Here is a 19,210-nt window from a genome sequence, read left to right as displayed (position 1 = left end):
GCGGGGACACGAACACTGGCCGCCGGTCGCCGACATGGGAAGGATACATGTGCCCTTACCCCGGTTGCGGCTGCGGCCGACCTGGTAGCCCGCCCCGGCCGAAACACCGCCGCAACCTGGGCCGGGGCCGCCGCGGCGCCCTGGCGGGCGGTGGCGCGGGCAGGTGTGGGGCGGTGGCGCGGGCGGGCGCGTTTGGCCGCGCGGCACAGGGGCAGCGGCGGGAAAAAGCGTCGCGGCGGGCGGCGGGTGTGAGATTCCCGATGGCCGTGCCGCGGCGGCGGCCGGATCGGGGTGGGCGGAGCGCCTGAGGCGCGCCCGCAGAGTGAGGGCTCCCGGGGAAGGATTCGAACCCTCACCTCAAGGCACCAAAAGCCTGTGTCCTGCCATTAGACCACCCGGGAAGGCGGTGCGCCCGCCGTGGTGGGGCGGCGCGATCCGACTGCCAACGATAGCGGCTCGCCGGGATATCGGCACCTTCGTTCGGCGCCGTGCGGCCCCGACCGGAACGCGTTGCCCGCCCGCCGCGCGAAGTTCGTCCGCGAACCCCTTACAAACCTACGGCAGCGTAGGTTACGGTTACGTAGGTATAGGTTACGACGACCGCGGGACGCGGGGGCCACATGCCCCGCGGCACACCTGCGGCCGCCACAAGCAAGGTGGACATATGACCGCAGCACCCGAACTGACCGTCGACCAGAGCAGCAAGCGCGCACCCGAACCCGAACTCGACCCCGAAGGCCGCGGCAGGGCCGAGCGCTACACCGTCTTCGCGTTCGTGTTCATCCCGCTGCTGGCCCTGGCCGCGGCCGTGCCGTTCGCCTGGGGCTGGGGCCTCACGGTGACCGACATCGTGATCGGCGCGGTCTTCTACGTCATCAGCGGCCTGGGCATCACCGTCGGCTTCCACCGGCACTTCACCCACGGCTCGTTCAAGGCCAACCGCCCGCTGCGCATCGCGCTGGCCATCGCCGGCAGCCTCGCCATCGAGGGCTCCGTCATCAAGTGGGTGGCCGACCACCGCCGCCACCACAAGTACGCCGACCACGACGGCGACCCCCACTCCCCCTGGCGCTTCGGCGACGACTGGCGCTCGGTGGCCAAGGGCCTCTACTACGCCCACATGGCCTGGCTGTACCTGGACGAGGAGAAGACCTCGCCCAAGCGCTTCGCGCCCGACCTGCTCAAGGACCGCGACGTCCGCATGGTCGACCGGTTCTTCGGCCCGCTCGTGCTCTTCTCGCTGCTGGCCCCGGCCCTCATCGGCGGCCTGGTGACCATGTCCTGGTGGGGCGCCCTGACCGCCTTCTTCTGGGGCAGCCTGGTGCGCGTGGCGCTGCTGCACCACGTCACCTGGTCCATCAACTCCATCTGCCACACCATCGGCGAGGAGAACTTCGAGGTCCGCGACCGCTCGCGCAACGTGTGGTGGCTGGCCATCCCCTCCTTCGGGGAGTCCTGGCACAACCTGCACCACGCCGACCCCACCTGCGCCCGCCACGGCGTGCTCAAGGGGCAGGTCGATATCTCCGCGCGCGTCATCTGGATGTTTGAGAAGCTTGGGTGGGCGACCAAGGTCCGCTGGCCCAACGCCGAGCGCCTTGCTGCCAAGCGCGTCAACGCCGTGCACTGAGAACCGTGATTAAGGGTGGCAGCCATCATGGGAGCCGTGAGCGAGCAGCAGCCCCGGTCGCGCCGCAAGCGCATGACCGGCAAGGAGCGCCGGGAGCAGCTACTCCAGATCGGGCGGGAACTCTTCGCCGAGCGCGGCTTCGATGGCACGTCCGTCGAGGAGATCGCGGCGCGGGCCGGCGTGTCCAAGCCGGTGGTCTATGAGCACTTCGGCGGCAAGGAGGGCGTCTACGCGGTCGTCGTCGACCGCGAGATGCAGACCCTGCTGAACATGGTCGGCGAGTCCCTGACCGCCGACACCCCGCGCGGGCAGATCGAGAACGCCGCCATGGCGCTGCTGCGCTACGTCGAGGAGTGCAGCCAGGGGTTCCGCATCCTGGCCCGCGACTCCCACGCGGCGTCGGGCACCGGCAGCTTCGCCAGCCTGATCAGCGACATCGCCACCCAGGTCGAGCACATCCTGGCCGAGGAGTTCAAGGCCCGGGGGTACGACCCCAAGATGGCGCCGATGTACGCGCAGTCGCTGGTGGGCATGGTCGCGCTGACCGGCCAGTGGTGGCTGGAGGTCCGCCGGCCCAAGCGCGAGGTGGTCGCCGCCCACCTGGTGAACCTGGCCTGGAACGGCCTGTCCAACCTGGAGGCCCGGCCGGTCCTGGAGACCCTGCGCCGGGGCCGCGCGGGCGAGTAGCGCCCGGCCGCTTTCGAGGAGACGCGTTTGGCGGCCCGCCCGCGGGCGGGCCGCCCGAGCGCTCCCCCGCCTGGGGGCCGGATTCCCGCGGGGCGCGGCGCCGCCGGCCCGGTCGCGCGGCCGGGGGCGACTATCTTGATATCAAGAGATAAGCTGTCGGCTATGCGCGATGAGGTCGACGGCCTGGTCGAGGCGTGGCGCGCCGAGCGCCCCGACCTCGACATCGAACCCCTACAGGTGCTCAGCCGGGTGTCCCGGCTGGCCCGGCACCTGGACCGCGCCCGGCGCACCGTCTTCACCGCGCACGACCTGGAGCCCTGGGAGTTCGACGTGCTCGCCGAACTCCGCCGCTCGGGTCCGCCCTACGAGCTGAGTCCGGGCCGCCTGCTGCGCGCCACCCTCGTCACCTCGGGCACCATGACCAACCGCATCGACCGCCTGGCGGCGGCCGGGCTGGTGCGGCGCGGCCCCGACCCCGCCGACCGGCGCGGCGTGCTGGTGCGGCTCACCGACGAGGGCCGCGAACGGGTCGACGCCGCACTGGCCGACCTGCTCAGCTACGAGGAGTCGCTGCTGTCGGGGGTCAGCCGCGCCGACCGCGCCCGCCTGGCCGCGCTGCTGCGCGCGGTGCTCTCGCCACTGGACGAGTGATCGCCGGATCGGCCACCCTGGTCGCCGGGCGGCCCGCGCCGCGCCGGTGCGCTCCCCCGCCCGCCGCCGCGCCGACCGCCCGCCGCCCATCCCTGGGGAGCCGCACCGTGAACCACCGCTGGAGTGCCGCCTTGGCGGCCGTGTCCGCCGCCGCCCTGGCCGGGGGCCTGACCGCCTGCGCCCCGGCTGGAGAGGAGGGCGCGGACGGCTCCGCCAAGCACTACTACGTCTCGCTGGGCGACTCCCTGGCCGTGGGGGTGCAGCCCGCCGCCGAGGGCGGGCTGGAGGAGACGCGGGAGGGCTACACCGACGTCCTGTACCGCAGGCTCTACGACCGCGACTCCACCCTGGAGCACCGCCGGATGGGCTGCGGCGGCGAGGACACCACGACCTTCGTGGACGGCGGCACCGACCTGTGCGGCGAGCGCTACGCCGCGGAGTCCCAACTGGCCGCCGCGGAGCGGTTCCTCGACCGGCACGGCGACCGGGTGGAACTGGTGACGGTGGGGATCGGCGCCAACAACTTCACCGGCTGCGTGCTGGATGCGGTCGAGGGCTCCGGCGCGGGAGCGGGCGCGGAGGGAGCCGACGGCGCGGGCGCCGAGCCTTCGGCGGGGCCGGGAGTGGTGACCGGGCTCGGCGAGATCGACCGGGACTGCGTGGCCGACGGCCTGGAGCGGCTGGAGGCGGAGATGCCGGAGATCGCCCGGCGCCTGCGCGCGGCCGCCGGCCCCGACACCCGCATCGTGGGCATGACCTACTACAACCCGGTCCTGGCCGCCCTGCTGCTGGAGGAGGGGGGCGCGGCCGGCGCCGCCCCGGGCGCAGGCGGCGCGGCGGCGGACGCGGCGCCCGCGAGCGGGGCGGTCGACTACGCCACCGGCGTCTTCGAGGAGATGAACGGCGTCATCGCCGACGCCTACGCCGCCGAGGACATCGCCGTGGCCGACGTCGCCGCCGCCTTCGAGTCCGACGACTTCTCCGTGCCCGAGGGCAGCGAGACCGGCATGCCCGCCAACGTCCAGCACATCTGCGACCACACCTGGATGTGCAACCCGGCGGTGGGCCCCGACATCCACACCAACCCCTCGGGCGCCGCGCTGATCGCCGACGCGTTCGAGGCCGAACTCCACGGCTCCTGAGCCGGGCGGCCGTCCTCAGTCCTGATGGCGGGGGCGGCGCACGGTCAGGTGGCGAGGCGACGGAGGCGGCACCGGGGGCCGGGCGGCGGCGTGCCTGACGTGCGGAGCGCGCCGCCACCCGGTCCTACTCGTTCAGCTTCTCGGCCTCGGTGAGCCAGATCTCCTCAAGCTCGGCCTTCTCGGCCTCCAGCGTCTTCAGTTCGCCGTCGAGTTCGGCCAGGCGGACGTAGTCCTCGGCGGCCCGCGCCATCTGCTCGTGGAGTTCGGCCTCGCGCGCGGCGATGCGGTCCAGGCGCCGCTCGACGCGCTGGACCTCCTTCTGCACCGCGCGGCGCTCGCCGGCCGACAGGGCGGGCGCCGCCGCTGCCGGCGCGGCCGGCCCCGCCTGGGGCTCGTCGGGGCGGCGCGAGGGCACGGCGGCCGTGCCCGCCTCGGCCTCGGCCCGGCGGCTGAGGTACTCGTCCACCCCGCCGGGCAGGAACAGCAGGCGGCCGTCGCCCATCAGCGCCAGCACGCGGTCGGTGATGCGCTCCAGGAAGTACCGGTCGTGGCTCACCAGCACCAGCGACCCCGGCCAGCCGTCGAGCAGGTCCTCCAGCTCGGTCAGCGTCTCGATGTCGAGGTCGTTGGTGGGCTCGTCCAGCAGCAGCACGTTGGGCTCGTTCATCAGCAGCCGCAGCAGTTGGAGCCGCCGCCGCTCGCCGCCCGACAGCTCCCCGATGGGGGTCCACTGGCGCTCGCCGCGGAACCCGAACCGCTCCAGCATCTGGCTGGCGGTGAACTCCCGGTCGCCGATGGTGACGTGCCGGCGGACCTCCTCGACCGCCTGCAACGGGCGGCTGTCGGGCGCCAGCTCGGCCAGGTTCTGCGACAGGTGGGCGAGGTTGACGGTCTTGCCGTGGCGCACCCGCCCGCCGTCGGGCTCGCGCTCGCCCGCCAGCGCGCGCAGCAGGGTGGTCTTGCCCGAGCCGTTCACGCCCACCAGGCCGATGCGGTCGCCGGGGCCCAACTGCCAGGTGAGGCGGTCGATGAGGGTGGTGTCCCCGGCCTCCAGGGTGAGGTCGGTGGTGTCGATGACCGTCTTGCCCAGCCGGGAACTGGCGAAGCGCACCAGTTCCACGGTGTCGCGCACCGGCGGCACGTCGGCGATCAGGCTGTTGGCCGCGTCGATGCGGAACTTGGGCTTGGAGGTGCGGGCGGGCGGGCCGCGCCGCAGCCAGGCCAGCTCCTTGCGCATGAGGTTCTGGCGCCGCTCCTCGGCCGCCGCGGCGAGCCGGGAGCGCTCGGCCTTGGCCAGGACGTAGGCGGCGTAACCGCCCTCGTAGCGCTCGACCCGGCCGTCGACGACCTCCCAGGTGCGGTTGGTGACCGCGTCGAGGAACCACCGGTCGTGGGTGACCACCGCCAGCGCCTCGCGGCGGCGGCGCAGGTGCTCGGCCAGCCAGGCGATGGCCTCGATGTCGAGGTGGTTGGTGGGCTCGTCCAGGACGATGAGGTCGTGGCCGTCGATCAGCAGCCGGGCCAGGGCGGCGCGGCGCCGCTCGCCGCCGGAGAGGGTGGACATCGGGGCGTCGAGGTCCCAGCCGCTGAGCAGGCCGCGCAGCACGTCGCGCACGCGGGCGTCGCCGGCCCACTCGTGCTCGGCGCGCTCGCCCAGCACGAAGGCGGCCACGCTGGAGTCGGGGAAGGCGTCGCGCTGGGCCAGGAACCCGATGCGCAGGCCCCGGTTGTGCACGACCCGGCCGGAGTCGGGCGCGGTGCGCCCGGCCAGCACCGCCATCAGCGTGGACTTGCCGCCGCCGTTGCGCCCGACGACGCCGATCCGGTCGCCCTCATCGATCCCCAGGGACACGGAGTCGAGCAGCACCAGCGGGCCGTAGGCAAGGGACACGTCTTGCAGATTGACGAGGTTCATCGTGTGTCCCATTGTGCTGGCCCACGGGCACCGGGGCGAACCGGACCGGGCGGGTCGGCGGGCCGGGCGGGGCCGGGAAGCCGACCGGCCCGGGCGGATCGGGCGGAGTGGGCGAAGCGGTCGGGCGGGGGGTCAGACCAGGAAGAAGTCGCGCGCGGCCTTGGCGATCCCCTCGGTGTCCAGGCCGTGGGCGCGGTCGTGGTCGGCCGGGGTGCCGTAGCCGCGCACCTCGACGTCGCGCCGCACGCCCAGGGAGCCCTGGCGGTGGCGGCGGTCGCCCAGGGCGGCGGCGACCTCGTGGGCGGAGGTCCCGGCCAGGTAGGGCTCGACCATGAGGACGTCGGCGTGTCCGGCCTGGGCCACCAACTGGTTGAGCCCCTCGCGGTCGAAGGGGCGCACCGTCGCGGTATAGGCCACGGTGACGTCCAGGTCCTCGGTGGCCGCCAGCACCCGGTCCAGCATGGGGCCGACCGCCACCACCACCCCGGCCGAGCGGCGCGAGCCCGCGCGCACGGTGACCAGGCCGGCGCCCACGGGCCGGGCGGCGGCGTTGCCGCGCTCGGTGAGGCGGACGTAGACGTTGCCCTCGCCGGCCAGGGCGTCGCGCAGCAGCCGCTCGACCTCGGCGGCGTGGCCGGGCACGTGCACGGTCCAGTCGGGCAGGGTGTCCAGCAGCGCGACGTCGCCGGGGGCCATGTGGGTGCGCCCGTAGTAGGAGCCGTCGTAGGAGGCGCCGGTGCTGACCAGCACCGCGCTCGCGCCCTGGTGGCCCAGGTCGAGTTTGACCTGCTCGAAGGGGCGCTCCACGAGGAACGGCGCGAAGGTGTGGGCCACCGGGCGCATGCCGGTCAGGGCCAGGCCGCCGGCGGCGCCGATCAGCAGTTGCTCGCGGATGCCCAGGTTGACCACCCGGTCGGGGTGGCGCTGGGCCGCGCGCGCGAAGCGGTCGGCGGAGATGTCGGCGAGCACGACCGCCACCCGGGGGTCGGTGTCCAGCGCGGCGCTGACGGTCTCGGCGAAGACGTCGCGCATGGGCTGGGGGGTGACGTGCTGGTCGGCGTTCTGGGCGGTGTGCTGGGGTGCGGGTGCGGCGATGGTCATGGTCGTCATCCCTTCGGTCGCACGCGGGCGACCACGGCGAGCGGCCGGCGGTTGCCGTGCGGTGCGGTGAGCGCGTCGTAGAGGGCGTCCTGGTCGCGTCCTGACACGGTGCGGGCGGTCCAGCCCTCCCGGGCGAAGCGCTCGCCGATCCCGCCGGGCCAGCCGTGGGTGGCCGAGCCGTTGTCGACCACGACGGCGGTGAGGCGGTCCAGGCCCAGGCGCCCGGCGGCGGCGATGGCCTCGTGGTTGCTGCCCTCGTCCAGTTCGCCGTCGCCCAGGAGCACGACGACGCGCGGGCGGTGGCGGCCCTGGGCGCGCAGGCCCAGCGCGGTGCCCACGCCCAGGCCGAGGCCGTGGCCCAGGGAGCCACTGCTGATCTCGACGCCGGGGACGAGGGTGCGGTCGGGGTGGTGGCCCAGGGGCGAGTCGAAGGCGGCCCAGCGGCGCAGGGTCGCGACGTCGAGGAAGCCCTTGGCGGCGAGGACCGCGTAGTAGGTCATGGGGCCGTGGCCCTTGGAGAGCAGGAAGCGGTCGCGGTCGGGGTCCTCGGCGGTCTCGGGCGAGACGTTGAGGACCCGGTCGTAGAGCACCCACAGGACCTCGCGGGTGGACTCGGCGGCGATCCGGTGCTTCTCGTCGCCGGTCATCAGACCGATGAGGGCCGGCAGGTCGGCGTATCTGGTCAGAGCCGGTGCGGTGGACATGGCGCCAGTCTCAAACCTCGACTTAAATGGAAGTCAAGGCCCGGACCCGTGACCACAACCGGATGTGACATGTCTCACCTGCCCGTACGCCTCACCATCGGACAGCTCGCCGAGCGCAGCGGGGTGCCGCCCACCGCGCTCCGCTTCTACGAGGAGCGCGGCCTGATCACCGCCGAACGCACCCCGGGCAACCAGCGCCGCTACCACCGCAACACGCTGCGCCGCCTGGCCTTCATCTCGGCGGCCCAGCGGGTGGGGCTCACCCTGAACCAGATCCACGAGGCGCTGGCCACCCTGCCCGACAACCGCACCCCCACGGTGGCGGACTGGGCACGGCTCTCCGAGCAGTGGCGGGCCGAACTGGACACCCGCATCGACGCCCTCCAGCGGCTCCGCGACCGCCTGGCCTCGTGCATCGGCTGCGGCTGCCTGTCGCTGAAGTCGTGCAGCCTGCAAAACGCCGACGACGAACTCGCGGCGGCGGGGCCGGGCGCCCCCTTGCTCAAGCCCGCACGCGAGGGCGGCATCTGACCGAGGGCGGACCGCACCGGACCCACGACCAGGGCACACCAGCGTCCTGATCGACCGCGGCGGCGACGGCGCCGTGGTGGCGGCCGGCCTCGGCGCGGTGTTCGCCACATCGGAGCCGGTGCCCGCGCCCCCTACACCGGCGTCGCCCCCGGGACGTCGCCGTAGGCGGTGACCGCGCGTTCACAGCGGCCCGACTCCTCCAGGGCCGCCGCGACGGCCGCCGCGTGGTCGGGCGACTCCGCCAGGAACGCGCACGTGGGGCCCGAGCCCGACACGAACGCGCCCAGCGCTCCGGCCGCCCGGCCGCACTCCAGCACCGCGCCCAGTTCGGGGCGCAGCTCCAGCGCGGCTGGCTCCAGGTCGTTGCTGAGCGCCGCGCCGAGGCGGGCGGCGTCGCCCGCCGCGAGAGCGGCCATCAGATCGGGGTCGCCCTGCGGGACGGGCGCGTCGGGCCGCAGCCGGTCGTAGGCGGCGAACACCTCGGGGGTCGACAGCCCGCCCTCGGCGAGCGCGAACACCCAGTGGTAGCGCCCCGGGCTCTCCACCGGGCTCAGCACCTCGCCGCGCCCGGTGCCCACGGCCGTGCCGCCCAGCAGCGGGAACGCGACGTCGCTGCCCAGTTGCGCGGCCAGCTCCAGCAGGTCTGCGCGGGTGAGCCCGGCGTCCCACCACGTGTTGCACGCCACCAGCGCGGCGGCGGCGTCGGCGCTGCCCCCCGCCATGCCCCCCGCGACCGGGATCGCCTTGCGCAGCAGCAGCCGCACCGGCGGCACCGCGCCCGGTCCGCCGCAGGTCCGCGCCACCAGCTCGGCCGCGCGGGCGGCGAGGTTGGTGCCGTCGACGGGCACCCGGGCCACGTGCGCGGCCAGGCCGCCGCCCGTGGCGTCCTCGACACCCAGCCCGGCGCAGGCGCCTTCTGGGCGCGAGTCGGCCCCGGTAACGGTAACCTCGTCGAACAGCGCTACAGCGTGGAAGACATTGACCAGATCGTGGTATCCATCTTCGCGCGCCGGCCCTACCGCCAACTGAAGGTTCACCTTCGCGGGGACCCGCACGGTCACGGCGGTCTTAGTGGTCACGAGTCCTAGATCGTAAAGGAACCCCCACCCCCGTGAACCCGCATTCCCGACTCGGGACTCTTGTGCGGTCCACGCGTCTTCCCGATGATGGTGGGAGTCACCGGAACGGTCCCATCCGCCCTCGCGCCGTCTCGGCTGTCCGGATCCGGGCGCCGTGGCCTGCACGGGTGGGTATCGGGACACAATCACCGCTACCTTGGGGGCCAGGCGGAGTTAGGACACCGTCGGGGAGGGTCGCTTGCCGTCGGATGGGCTCCCGAAGAACCTGGAACCGTTGGCTGCCGGAGATCCGGCGACCATCGGTCCATATGTGCTGGCCGGACGGCTCGGCAGCGGCGGAATGGGCACGGTGTACCTCGGCCGCACCCCCGAGAAGGGCGCCCAGGTCGCCATCAAGGTGATCCGGCCCGAACTCGCCTTCGACGAGGCCACCCGGGCCCGCTTCCGCGACGAGATGGAGAACGCCCGCAGGGTCGCCTCCTTCTGCACCGCCAAGGTCCTCGACCACGGCACGTTCGAGAACCGCCCCTACATGGTCACCGAGTACATCGCGGGGACCGCCCTGGCCGAGCACATCGCCGAGCACGGCCCGCTGGACTCCAGCACCCTCCACGGCTTCGCGCTGGGGGTCGCCGCCGCGCTGGCGGCCATCCACCGCACCGGCCTGGTGCACCGCGACCTCAAACCCGCTAACGTGCTGCTGTCGCTGTCGGGGCCGCGGGTGATCGACTTCGGCATCGCCCGCGCGATGAACACCGCCACCAACCACACCCAGACCGGGATCGTCATGGGCAGCCCCGGGTGGATGGCGCCCGAGCAGCTCCTTGAGGAGAAGGTCACCACCGCGGCCGACATCTTCGCGTGGGGCTGCCTGGTGGCGTTCGCCGGCAACGGCGTGCACCCCTTCGGCAACGGCGACGCCATGACCCTGGGCAAGCGGGTGCTGTTCGCCGAGCCCTACATCGGCAACCTCGACAGCCCGCTGGACCGCCTGGTCACCCAGGCCCTGGCCAAGGAGCCCGAGCGCCGGCCCAAGGCCCAGGACCTGCTGCTGGAGCTGGCCGGGGGCGACGACTCCGGCGGCGGCGCCGACGCCAACGACATGGTCAGCCACGCGCTGAACGCCTCCTGGCACCCCAACCTGCCGCCGATGGGCGGCCCCATGCCCGGACCGCCGCCCAACCCGCACCAGACCCACGGCGGCATGCGCCGCCCGGGCCCGCCCGGTCCCCCGCCGCACTACGCCGGCCCGCCGCAGCCCGCGCCCATGCGCGCCCAGCCGGCCCACCACAGCCAGCCGATGCAGCGGCCGGCGGGGCCGCCGCACCAGGGCCAGGCCGGTCCGCCGCAGGCTCCCCCGAACGGCCCGGGGCAGCCCCAGGGCCACCAGACCGGCCAGTACGCCACCGTGGCGCCCAACCAGACCGGTCCCATCCCGCGTGTGCCGCCACCGCCGGACCAGACCGGCGGCGCGCCGCGCCCGCACGCCCAGCCCTACGTCCCGCCCGCCTCGCTGCCGCCGCACCGGCCCATGCAGCCGGGCCGCCGCCGGCTGCGCTGGGTGGCCGTCACGGCCGTGGTGGCGGTCATCCTGGCGGTGCTGCTGTTCACCACGCTGACCCTGCTGGGCATGCAGAACCTCATCTGGCCCGGTTCGGGCGACGGCCCCGAGGCCGAGGAGACCGGCGGCCCCGACGGCGGCGGCGAGGACTCCGCCGAGCGCGGCGCGGGCGGCCAGCCCGAGGACGCGGCGGCGCCCAACAGCGCCAGCGACGGCCGCATGGTGTTCAGCGTGCACGAGTACCGGTGCTCGCCGATGGTCGAGGGCCGCGCGCGGGTCAGCCGGGGCACCTACTGCGTGTTCGCCGTGACGGTGCGCAACACCAGCGCCGAGGCGATCACCCTGGAGCACGAGCAGCAGCGGCTGGAGCGCTCCACGCAGAACTTCCAGTCCGCCGAGGAGCCCTCGGTGATGGAGGAGCAGGCGCCGCTGTGGGGCTCCATCGACGCCGGCGAGCAGGCCGAGGGGCAGGTGGTGTTCTTCGTGCTGGAGGAGTCGGTGGTCGAGTCCGCCACCCTGCACCTCAGCAGCGGCGACACCGACGAGGCCGCCACCGTCCCGGTGGCCGAGGTCACCCGGGTGTCCTGACCCCGGGGCGGGGTTCGGGCGGGCGGCAGGCGCCGCCGGAACCCGTGTCAGGGGGGTGCCCGGGGCCGCGCCGAGGCGCGGGCCGCACGGGCGCCCCGCCCGGGGGCCGGTGAGGGCGCCTGCGCCCCTCCTCAGCCCGTCTCAGCCCGCGTCGGGGCGGGGCTCGGCAGGGGCGGACGACCCGGATCCCCCTGCGGCCGCTCCCCCTGTGTCGGCGGTTCCGGCGTCCTCGGCGGCGCGGGCGGCGGCGATGCGGGTGAACGCCTCGATGCCCAGCGCCTCGCCGCGCGCGCCCGGGTCGATCCCGGCGGCGCGCAGCACCCGCTCGGCGGCCGGCGCCGACCCCGCCCAGCCGGCCAGGGCCGCGCGCAGGGTCTTGCGCCGCTGCGCGAACGCCGCGTCGACCACGGCGAACACCGCGCGCCGGTCCACACCGGCCTCGGGCGCGGGGCGGCGGCGCAGCGCCACCAGGCCGGAGTCGACGTTGGGCGCGGGCCAGAACACGCTGCGGCCCACCGCACCGGCCCGGCGCACCTCGGCGTACCAGGCGGCCTTGGCCGAGGGCGCGCCGTAGGTGCGGCTGCCGGGCGGGGCGGCGAGCCGGTCGGCGACCTCGGCCTGCACCATGACCAGGCCGCGCCGCAGCGAGGGCAGCAGTTCCAGCAGGTGCAGCAGGACGGGCACGGCGACGTTGTAGGGCAGGTTGGCGACCAGGGCGGTGGGCGCGGGGCCGGGGAGCTCGGTGACGCGCATGGCGTCGGCGGTGACCACCCGCAGCCGGTCGGCGTGGCCGGGGGCGAACTCGGCGACCGTGGCCGGCAGCGCCTCGGCCAGGCGCGGGTCGATCTCGACGGCGGTGACGGCGCGGGCGTGGGGCAGCAGCGCCAGCGTGAGCGACCCCAGGCCGGGCCCCACCTCCAGCACCACGTCGTCCGCCGCGACCTCGGAGGTGCGCACGATGCGGCGCACGGTGCCGCCGTCGATGACGAAGTTCTGGCCCAGGGTCTTGGTCGGCCGGACGCCGGTGCGCTCGGCCAGCCGCCGGATGTCGGCGGGGGTGAGCAGCCGAGCGTCGCCGGCGGAGTCGGAAGGGGTCACGGGGCCATTCTGCCAGCGCCGAGAGTCAGGACCGCGCCGGCGGCGGGCGGGCCGGGGGCGGGGCCACGGGCGGTGGGCAGCGATGGGGCAATGCCGAGGGCGGGGACTGACACCAGGGCGGCCGCCGGGCCTCGGGCGCGTTCGGGACCGCCCGAAGACGCCTGTGGGCGCCGCCCCGGGAAGGGGACGGCGCCCACAGGTCGCGGGTGCCCGCGCGCGGCGGGTGCGCCGCGGAGCCGGTCGGTCTGTCGGCCGGTCGGAGCGGAGGTCAGTCGAAGAGGTGGACGCCGCACTCCGGCCACTGGCTCTGCCAGTTGCCGCCGACCATGTCGTAGAGCTTCTGCGCGCGCATGGTCTGCTCCTCGGGGCTGGCGTCGGCCGGGGAGCCGCTGCCGCCGGCGGACTGCCAGGTGGCCATCGAGAACTGGTAGAGGCCGTAGTAGCCGCCCGCGGAGTTGACCGCCGTGGGGTCGCCGCCGGACTCGCATTCGGCGAGGGCGGACCAGTTCAGGCTGGCGGCCTCGGCCGAGGAGTCGATCTCGGGCTCCTCCTTGGTGCCGATCTCGGTGATCCCGTTGACCGGCTCCTCGACGACCTCCTCCTTGATGACGTACTCGGTCTCCTCGCCCTCCTGCATGACCATGGCCGTGGTGATCTCGCGCACGCCGTCCTTGGGCTCCTGGACGACGTTCTCCTCGCCGGCGGGGAGGTCGGGGTTCTCCCGCTCCTCCATCTTCGCCTCGATCGGCACCTCTTCGGTCTTGGGCTCGGTGAGCAGCTCCATGACGTCGATGACCATGCCGTCCTTGGGCTTGGTGTCGAGCTTGGGCTTGACGATGTCGTGCTCACCGGGGGTGATGCCGTTGTCCTTGAGGACCTGCTCGACGGTGCCGGCGGTGGTGGCGGTCTCGACGCGGACCCGGTCGCGCAGGATGACCACCTGGAGGGCCTCCTTGGCCTCGACCTCCAGACCGTCCTCGGGGATCTCGGCGCCCCGGTCCACCGACAGCTCCAGCGGCTCGCCGCTCATGCCGAGCTGGTCCATGGCCTCGCCGACCGTCAGCGCGGTCACCCAGTGGGTCTCGGACTTCCCGTCGACGGTGAGGGTGAACTCCCGGCCGGAGCGCACCAGCACGCTGTCGCCCCGGCCCAGTTCGGTGCCGAGGTCGGGCGCCACCGCGTCGTGCTCGCCGAGGGTGACCCCGGCGGAGTCCAGCACGTCCTGCACCGTGGCGCCGTAGGTGTGCACGACGCGCTCGTCGCCGTCGACGTTGAGGGTGATGCGCTGGTCCATGGCGAACGCCGTGCCGCCGCCGATCAGCAGCAGCGCGGCCGCGGCGGCGCCGATCACGGCCGCGCGGGAGCGCAGCACGCCCGGCAGGCCGCCCCGGCCCTGCCGCCGCCCCGAGCGCCCGGAGCGGGGGCCGCCCGGACCGGCGGGCGCGGCGGCGAACTGCGCGGTGGCGGCGGCGCCGTCCGGCCCGGGGTACCCGGCGCCGGGGTGGGGACCGGGGGGCGGGGCGGCCGGGCCGGGGTGTCCCTGCGCGTCCTGCCGCCCGGCCGCTCCGGTGCTGTCGGGGGCGCCGCCTCGGCGGGGCTGGCGGCCGGGCTTGCTCGGTGCCCTGCGGCTGCCGCGGTGGGATCCGCGGTTGGACGAACTACGCACGTTGGTCTCGGCCTTCGCGATCGCTCACGGATGAGGGGGGAACTCGAAAAAGAGGGGGCGAGCCGGCGGAGGGCGCACGGCTCGCGGTGGGTCGGGGGCGAGTGCGCCGCATCCGACCGCTGCTGTGTTCCGGAAGCTATCACACCACCTTGGGCATCGGTTAGGTCTTGTCCGAATCCTCCGGGTGACGACGCCCTTACCGGCCCGCACCAGCCCTCGGGCCGGCGGCCGGATGCTGTGATCCCGGCGGCGGCGGGAAACCCGGCCACCCGGTCGCCGCCGCGCGGCCGGGCACAGGCGTCGGCGCTGGTTGTGGGCGCACCTCGAACACCCCGACAATGAGAGCCGAAAACCGAACCGAACGAGATTCGACGCACCTGCGCGCGCCCGGGTCCCCTCCCGGCTCCGGGCGCCTCCGCCCGCAGGCAGGCACGGAAAGGGCGCTGATGGGGCCTCTGCACGGAATCCGGGTCGTGGAGTTCACCGGGATCGGTCCCGGTCCCATGGCGGCGATGCTGCTCGCCGACCTGGGGGCGAGCGTGGTCCGGCTGGACCGCCCGGCGGCGGCCGAGGCCGCCCGCCAGGGCGCCCGGCCGCACATGACGGCGGGCCGGCCGGTGCTGGGGGTGGACCTGAAGTCGCAGGCCGGCGTGGACACCGCCAAGCGCCTCGTGGGCGCCGCCGACGTGCTGCTGGAGGGGTTCCGGCCGGGGGTGCTGGAGCGGCTGGGCCTGGGGCCCGAGGTGTGCCTGGAACTGAACCCGCGGCTGGTCTACGCGCGCATGACGGGGTGGGGGCAGGACGGCCCGCTGGCGCGCGCCGCCGGGCACGACATGAACTACATCTCGCTCAACGGGGCCCTGCACAGCATCGGCCGCAGCGGCGAGGCGCCCGTGCCGCCGGTCAACCTGCTCGGCGACTTCGGCGGCGGCACCATGTTCGTGGTCACCGGGATCCTCAGCGCGCTGGTGGAGCGGCAGACGTCGGGGCGCGGGCAGGTGGTGGACGCCGCGATGGTCGACGGCAGCGCGCTGCTGATGTCGATGGTCTACGAGGACCGCGCCCGCGGCTCCTGGACCGACGAGCGCGGCACCAACTACCTCGACACCGGGGCGCCCTGGTACGACGTCTACACGTGCGCCGACGGCCGCCACGTGTCGGTGGGCTGCATCGAGCCGCAGTTCTACGCCGCGTTCCTGGCGGGCGTGGGCCTGGCCGACGACCCCGACCTGCCCGGCCAGTGGGACCGCGAGCGCTGGCCAAAGCTGCGGGAGCGGTTCGCCGAGGTCCTGCGCACCCGCACCCGCGACGAGTGGGCGGCGGTCTTCGAGGGCACCGACGCCTGCGTGCAGCCGATCCTGTCCATGCCGGAGGCCGCGGAACACCCGCACGTCCGCGCCCGGGGCTCGGTCGTGGAGAAGGACGGCCACCTCTACCCCGGCCCCGCCCCCCGGTTCGACCGCACCCCGAGCCGCTCCACCCGCGACCCCGAGTTCCCCGAGCCCGACCTGACCGAAACCCTGAAGGCGTGGGGTGTGGAGGAGGTGGAGCCGAGGTAGGGGCGAAAGCCCGGGTGGGTGGTGGAAGGCCGGGGTGGACGGCTACTCGCGCGGGCTTTCCGGTGCGGAGTCCAGGCGGAACGCGCGGCGGCCGTTGGCCGCCACCGTCGCGGCGAGGTCGTCCTCGGCCATGCCCTTGACCTCGGCCAGCGCGCGCAGGGTGTAGGGGATGAGGTAGGGCGCGTTGGGGCGGCCCCGGTAGGGCTTGGGCGTCAGGAACGGGGCGTCGGTCTCGACCAGGACCAGCTCGGGCGGGGCTGCTGCCGCCGCCTCGCGGAGCGGCTCGGCGCTGGCGAAGGTGACGTTCCCGGCGAAGCTCATGTAGTAGCCGTGCTCGGCGCAGACCTTGGCCATGTCGGCGTCGCCGGAGAAGCAGTGGAAAACCACCGTCTCGGGCGCGCCCTCCTCGGCCAGGACGCTCAGGACGTCGTCGTGGGCGTCGCGGTCGTGGATCATCAGCGCGCGGCCGTGCCGCTTGGCGATGTCGATGTGGCGGCGGAACGACTCCTGCTGGGCGCGCACACCCTCCTCGCCGGTGCGGAAGTAGTCCAGGCCGGTCTCGCCGACCGCGCGCACGCGGGGCAGGGCGGCCAGCCGGTCGATCTCGGCCAGGGCCTCCTCCAGCCCGGCCCGGCCACCGGGCGGGCGGACCTTGCCCGCCCAGTCGGTGTCGTCCACCTCGACCCCCGGCGCGCCGTCGCCGTGCACGATCCGGGGGGCCTCGTTGGGGTGCAGCGCCACGGCCGCCCACACCTGCCCGGGGTGGCGGTCGGCGACCTCGGCGGCCCACTGCGACGACGCGACGTCCACGCCCACCTGCATCAGCGGGGTGACCCCCACCGCCTCGGCGGCCGCGATGATCTCCGCCACCTCGGGGGTCTGCATGTCCATGTGGGTGTGGCTGTCGCCCACGGCGACGCGCAGGGGCTCCGGCGGCTCCGGCGGCGTCTGCGCGTTGCGGTTGCGGACGGCCTGGCCGCTTCGCTTGCCCATGGGCGGGTCCCCCTGGTGGTCGAGTCGGTGATGGGATCGGTGGTGGGGTCGGTGGTAGGGCGGGTGCGCGCCCGGCGCACCGGTGCGGACGGGTGCGCGCCGGGTTCACGGGCGCGCCTGATCACGGGTCGGCGCACCGGTGCCCGGCGCGGCCGCTCGCGCTCTCCCGCGCCCTGCCGAGCACGACGGGGCACGGCCGCTCCCGCACTGGCAACCGCCTGGACGCGCCGGGAATTCCGGCTGCCCCGGCCTGCCCGGGACCGCCGTCCCCGGCGGCCCGCTGCCCGGTCCGGGACACCCGGCCGGGCGAACCCGGCCGCCTGCCCGGCCCGGGGGGGGGGGGGGGGGGCGCGGCCGGGCGGGCCCGGGGTGGGGGGGCTACTTCACGGCGTTCTCCAGCCGGGCGACCTCCTCGTCGGCCACGGCGGGGTCGAGCTTGGTGAACAGCGGGGTGGGCGCCGACAGCGGGGTGCCCGGGCGCACCGGCACGGACTCCCAGCGGGCCTGGCTGGCGGCGTAGTCGCCGGTGATCACCTGGTAGGTGGTGGGTTCGCCGTCGCCGCCGATGGTGTCGACGGCGTCCTCGACGTGCGGCATGACCGACCACATCCCGGTGCCGCCCAGCATGGTGTGGACCTTGTTGGAGGACGCCGGCAGGAACGGGGTGAGCAGGGTCTTGGCGTCGTCGACCAGTTGCAGCGCGACGTGCAGGACGGTGCGCATGCGGTCGGGGTCGGTCTTGCGCAGCGCCCAGGGCGCCTGGTCGGAGAGGTACTTGTTGGCCTCGGCGACGGTGCGCATGGCCTCCTGGAGCCCGGCCTTGAACCGCGAGCGGTCCAGGTGCTCGCCCACGGCGGCGAACGCCGCCCGGGAGTGGTCCAGGACCCGGCGGTCGTCGTCGGTGAGGTCGCCGGCCTCGGGGATCTCGCCGATGTACTTGGCGGCCATGGAGATCGTGCGGTTGACGAGGTTGCCCCAGGCGGCCACGAGTTCGTCGTTGTTGCGGCGGACGAACTCGGCCCAGGTGAAGTCGGTGTCCTGGGTCTCGGGGCCGGCCGCGATGATGTAGTAGCGCAGGGCGTCGGCGGAGTAGCGCTCCAGGAAGTCGCGGACGTAGATGGCCACGCGCCGCGACGAGGAGAACTTGCGGCCCTCCATGGTCAGGAACTCGCTGGAGACGACCTCGGTGGGCAGGTTGAGCGCGCCCAGCGAGCCGGCGCCGCCGTCGCGGTCGCCGATGCCGCTGTAGCCCATGAGCATCGCCGGCCAGATCTCGGCGTGGAAGACGATGTTGTCCTTGCCCATGAAGTAGTAGGACTCCGCCTCGGGGTCCTGCCACCAGCGCCGCCAGGCGTCGGGGTCGCCGGTGCGCTTGGCCCACTCCACCGCCGCCGACAGGTAGCCCACGACGGCGTCGAACCAGACGTAGAGCCGCTTGTTGGCGTTGTCGCTCCAGCCCTCCAGCGGGATCGGCACGCCCCAGTTGAGGTCGCGGGTGACCGCGCGCGGCTGGAGGTCGTGCAGCAGGTTCAGCGAGAACTTCAGGACGTTGGGCCGCCACTGGCCGGACTTGGAGGTGAGCCAGGTGCCCAGGACCTCGGCGAACGCCGGCAGGTCGAGCATGAAGTGCTCGGTGTCGACGAACTCGGGGACCTCGCCGTTGACCTTGGAGCGGGGCTCGATGAGGTCGATGGGGTCGAGCTGGTTGCCGCAGTTGTCGCACTGGTCGCCGCGCGCGCTGTCGTAGCCGCAGATGGGGCAGGTGCCCTCGATGTAGCGGTCGGGCAGGGTGCGGCCGGTGGAGGGCGAGATGGCGCCCTTGGTGGTGCGGGTGAAGATGTAGCCGTTGTCGTAGAGCCCGGTGAACAGTTCCTGGGCCACGGCGTAGTGGTTGCCGGTGGTGGTGCGGGTGAACAGGTCGTAGGACAGGCCGAGGGCGACCAGGTCCTCGACGATGACCTGGTTGTAGCGGTCGGCCAGTTGGCGCGGGGTGACACCCTCCTGGTCGGCGAGGACCTGCACGGGGGTGCCGTGCTCGTCGGTGCCGCTGACCATCAGGACGTCGTGCCCGGACATTCGCTGGAAGCGCGCGAAGACGTCGGAGGGGACTCCGAACCCGGAGACGTGTCCGATGTGGCGGGGGCCGTTGGCGTAAGGCCAGGCCACCGCGGTCAGGATGTGGCGTTTCGACGACATGCCACAAGCCTAAAGCCGCCGCGCCGCCGGTTCAGCCGAGTTTCGCGGCCTGTGGACAACGCGATCTCACCTCCCGCGGACGGCACCCCGCCCGTCCCCCTGCGGCCCC

At 74.3% G+C, this 19,210-nt stretch carries 15 protein-coding genes and 1 tRNA gene; 7 read left to right on the top strand and 9 right to left on the bottom strand.

Features of this window, described 5'->3' with window-relative positions; all coding sequences use genetic code 11:
* Positions 1-329: 329 nt before the first annotated feature.
* Positions 330-401: transfer RNA gene (locus tag LG943_RS08730), tRNA-Gln, on the bottom strand.
* 263 nt (positions 402-664) lie between these two features.
* Here LG943_RS08730 and LG943_RS08725 point away from each other — a divergent pair.
* The 4 genes from LG943_RS08725 (at position 665) to LG943_RS08710 (ending at position 4,110) form a co-directional block, all read left to right on the top strand.
* Positions 665-1,630, top strand: a complete 966-nt coding sequence (locus LG943_RS08725) for an acyl-CoA desaturase (protein ID WP_270071698.1) — start codon at positions 665-667, stop codon at positions 1,628-1,630.
* A gap of 27 nt (positions 1,631-1,657) precedes the next feature.
* The gene (locus tag LG943_RS08720) at positions 1,658-2,317 is read left to right on the top strand and encodes a TetR/AcrR family transcriptional regulator (protein ID WP_270071697.1); all 660 of its coding nucleotides are present in this window, start codon (positions 1,658-1,660) and stop codon (positions 2,315-2,317) included.
* Positions 2,318-2,479: 162 nt separating this feature from the next.
* The gene (locus LG943_RS08715) at positions 2,480-2,968 is read left to right on the top strand and encodes a MarR family winged helix-turn-helix transcriptional regulator (protein WP_270071696.1); all 489 of its coding nucleotides are present in this window, start codon (positions 2,480-2,482) and stop codon (positions 2,966-2,968) included.
* Positions 2,969-3,099: 131 nt separating this feature from the next.
* A complete protein-coding gene (locus tag LG943_RS08710; RefSeq protein WP_270071695.1) occupies positions 3,100-4,110 on the top strand; it encodes a GDSL-type esterase/lipase family protein in 1,011 nt (336 codons plus the stop codon).
* A gap of 124 nt (positions 4,111-4,234) precedes the next feature.
* Here LG943_RS08710 and LG943_RS08705 read toward each other — a convergent pair whose 3' ends face one another.
* The 3 genes from LG943_RS08705 to LG943_RS08695 all read right to left on the bottom strand — a co-directional run bounded on the left by LG943_RS08705 (position 4,235) and on the right by LG943_RS08695 (position 7,830).
* Positions 4,235-6,025 carry an ABC-F family ATP-binding cassette domain-containing protein gene (locus LG943_RS08705; RefSeq protein ID WP_270071694.1) on the bottom strand — a complete coding sequence of 597 codons (1,791 nt, stop codon included), beginning with the start codon at positions 6,023-6,025 and terminating at the stop codon, positions 4,235-4,237.
* 132 nt (positions 6,026-6,157) lie between these two features.
* Complete coding sequence (locus LG943_RS08700; RefSeq protein WP_270071725.1) at positions 6,158-7,057, bottom strand: transketolase family protein; 900 nt, start codon at positions 7,055-7,057, stop codon at positions 6,158-6,160.
* Between the two features lie 74 nt (positions 7,058-7,131).
* Positions 7,132-7,830 (bottom strand): thiamine pyrophosphate-dependent enzyme, encoded by a 699-nt coding sequence (locus LG943_RS08695; protein WP_270071693.1) that lies wholly within the window; start codon positions 7,828-7,830, stop codon positions 7,132-7,134.
* 69 nt (positions 7,831-7,899) lie between these two features.
* Between LG943_RS08695 and soxR the strand changes: the two genes are divergently transcribed.
* Positions 7,900-8,361 carry a redox-sensitive transcriptional activator SoxR gene (gene soxR / locus LG943_RS08690; protein WP_270071692.1) on the top strand — a complete coding sequence of 154 codons (462 nt, stop codon included), beginning with the start codon at positions 7,900-7,902 and terminating at the stop codon, positions 8,359-8,361.
* Between the two features lie 131 nt (positions 8,362-8,492).
* Here the strand turns inward: soxR and LG943_RS08685 are convergent, their stop codons facing one another.
* Positions 8,493-9,416, bottom strand: a complete 924-nt coding sequence (locus LG943_RS08685) for a 4-(cytidine 5'-diphospho)-2-C-methyl-D-erythritol kinase (RefSeq protein WP_408648568.1) — start codon at positions 9,414-9,416, stop codon at positions 8,493-8,495.
* A 262-nt stretch (positions 9,417-9,678) separates the two neighbouring features.
* On the opposite strand from LG943_RS08685, the gene LG943_RS08680 reads away from it, so the two are divergent.
* A complete protein-coding gene (locus tag LG943_RS08680; RefSeq protein ID WP_270071690.1) occupies positions 9,679-11,589 on the top strand; it encodes a serine/threonine-protein kinase in 1,911 nt (636 codons plus the stop codon).
* Between the two features lie 141 nt (positions 11,590-11,730).
* Here LG943_RS08680 and rsmA read toward each other — a convergent pair whose 3' ends face one another.
* Both rsmA and LG943_RS08670 read right to left on the bottom strand, forming a co-directional pair.
* Positions 11,731-12,687 carry a 16S rRNA (adenine(1518)-N(6)/adenine(1519)-N(6))-dimethyltransferase RsmA gene (gene rsmA, locus LG943_RS08675; RefSeq protein ID WP_270071689.1) on the bottom strand — a complete coding sequence of 319 codons (957 nt, stop codon included), beginning with the start codon at positions 12,685-12,687 and terminating at the stop codon, positions 11,731-11,733.
* A 268-nt stretch (positions 12,688-12,955) separates the two neighbouring features.
* A complete protein-coding gene (locus LG943_RS08670; RefSeq protein WP_333486341.1) occupies positions 12,956-14,353 on the bottom strand; it encodes a ubiquitin-like domain-containing protein in 1,398 nt (465 codons plus the stop codon).
* A 446-nt stretch (positions 14,354-14,799) separates the two neighbouring features.
* On the opposite strand from LG943_RS08670, the gene LG943_RS08665 reads away from it, so the two are divergent.
* Positions 14,800-15,912 carry a CaiB/BaiF CoA transferase family protein gene (locus LG943_RS08665; RefSeq protein WP_270071688.1) on the top strand — a complete coding sequence of 371 codons (1,113 nt, stop codon included), beginning with the start codon at positions 14,800-14,802 and terminating at the stop codon, positions 15,910-15,912.
* Positions 15,913-15,954: 42 nt separating this feature from the next.
* Here the strand turns inward: LG943_RS08665 and LG943_RS08660 are convergent, their stop codons facing one another.
* Together LG943_RS08660 and metG are read right to left on the bottom strand one after the other, a co-directional pair.
* Positions 15,955-16,905: a TatD family hydrolase gene (locus tag LG943_RS08660; protein ID WP_270071687.1), complete on the bottom strand. Its 951-nt coding sequence runs from the start codon at positions 16,903-16,905 to the stop codon at positions 15,955-15,957.
* Between the two features lie 378 nt (positions 16,906-17,283).
* A complete protein-coding gene (metG, locus tag LG943_RS08655) occupies positions 17,284-19,101 on the bottom strand; it encodes a methionine--tRNA ligase (RefSeq protein WP_270071686.1) in 1,818 nt (605 codons plus the stop codon).
* Between the last annotated feature and the right edge of the window lie 109 nt (positions 19,102-19,210).

The organism is Streptomonospora mangrovi, from assembly GCF_027604915.1.
Taxonomy (GTDB): domain Bacteria; phylum Actinomycetota; class Actinomycetes; order Streptosporangiales; family Streptosporangiaceae; genus Streptomonospora; species Streptomonospora mangrovi.
Note: the sequence above shows the minus strand (reverse complement) of the source record. Positions and strands in the feature narration are given on the sequence as shown.

Coding starts and splice junctions, on each gene's coding strand:
- LG943_RS08725 (WP_270071698.1), top strand. CDS start 665: ATGACCGCAGCACCCGAACTGACCGTCGACCAGAGCAGCAAGCGCGCA.
- LG943_RS08720 (WP_270071697.1), top strand. CDS start 1,658: ATGGGAGCCGTGAGCGAGCAGCAGCCCCGGTCGCGCCGCAAGCGCATG.
- LG943_RS08715 (WP_270071696.1), top strand. CDS start 2,480: ATGCGCGATGAGGTCGACGGCCTGGTCGAGGCGTGGCGCGCCGAGCGC.
- LG943_RS08705 (WP_270071694.1), bottom strand. CDS start 6,025: ATGAACCTCGTCAATCTGCAAGACGTGTCCCTTGCCTACGGCCCGCTG.
- LG943_RS08700 (WP_270071725.1), bottom strand. CDS start 7,057: ATGCGCGACGTCTTCGCCGAGACCGTCAGCGCCGCGCTGGACACCGAC.
- LG943_RS08695 (WP_270071693.1), bottom strand. CDS start 7,830: ATGTCCACCGCACCGGCTCTGACCAGATACGCCGACCTGCCGGCCCTC.
- soxR (WP_270071692.1), top strand. CDS start 7,900: ATGTCTCACCTGCCCGTACGCCTCACCATCGGACAGCTCGCCGAGCGC.
- LG943_RS08665 (WP_270071688.1), top strand. CDS start 14,800: ATGGGGCCTCTGCACGGAATCCGGGTCGTGGAGTTCACCGGGATCGGT.
- LG943_RS08660 (WP_270071687.1), bottom strand. CDS start 16,905: ATGGGCAAGCGAAGCGGCCAGGCCGTCCGCAACCGCAACGCGCAGACG.
- metG (WP_270071686.1), bottom strand. CDS start 19,101: ATGTCGTCGAAACGCCACATCCTGACCGCGGTGGCCTGGCCTTACGCC.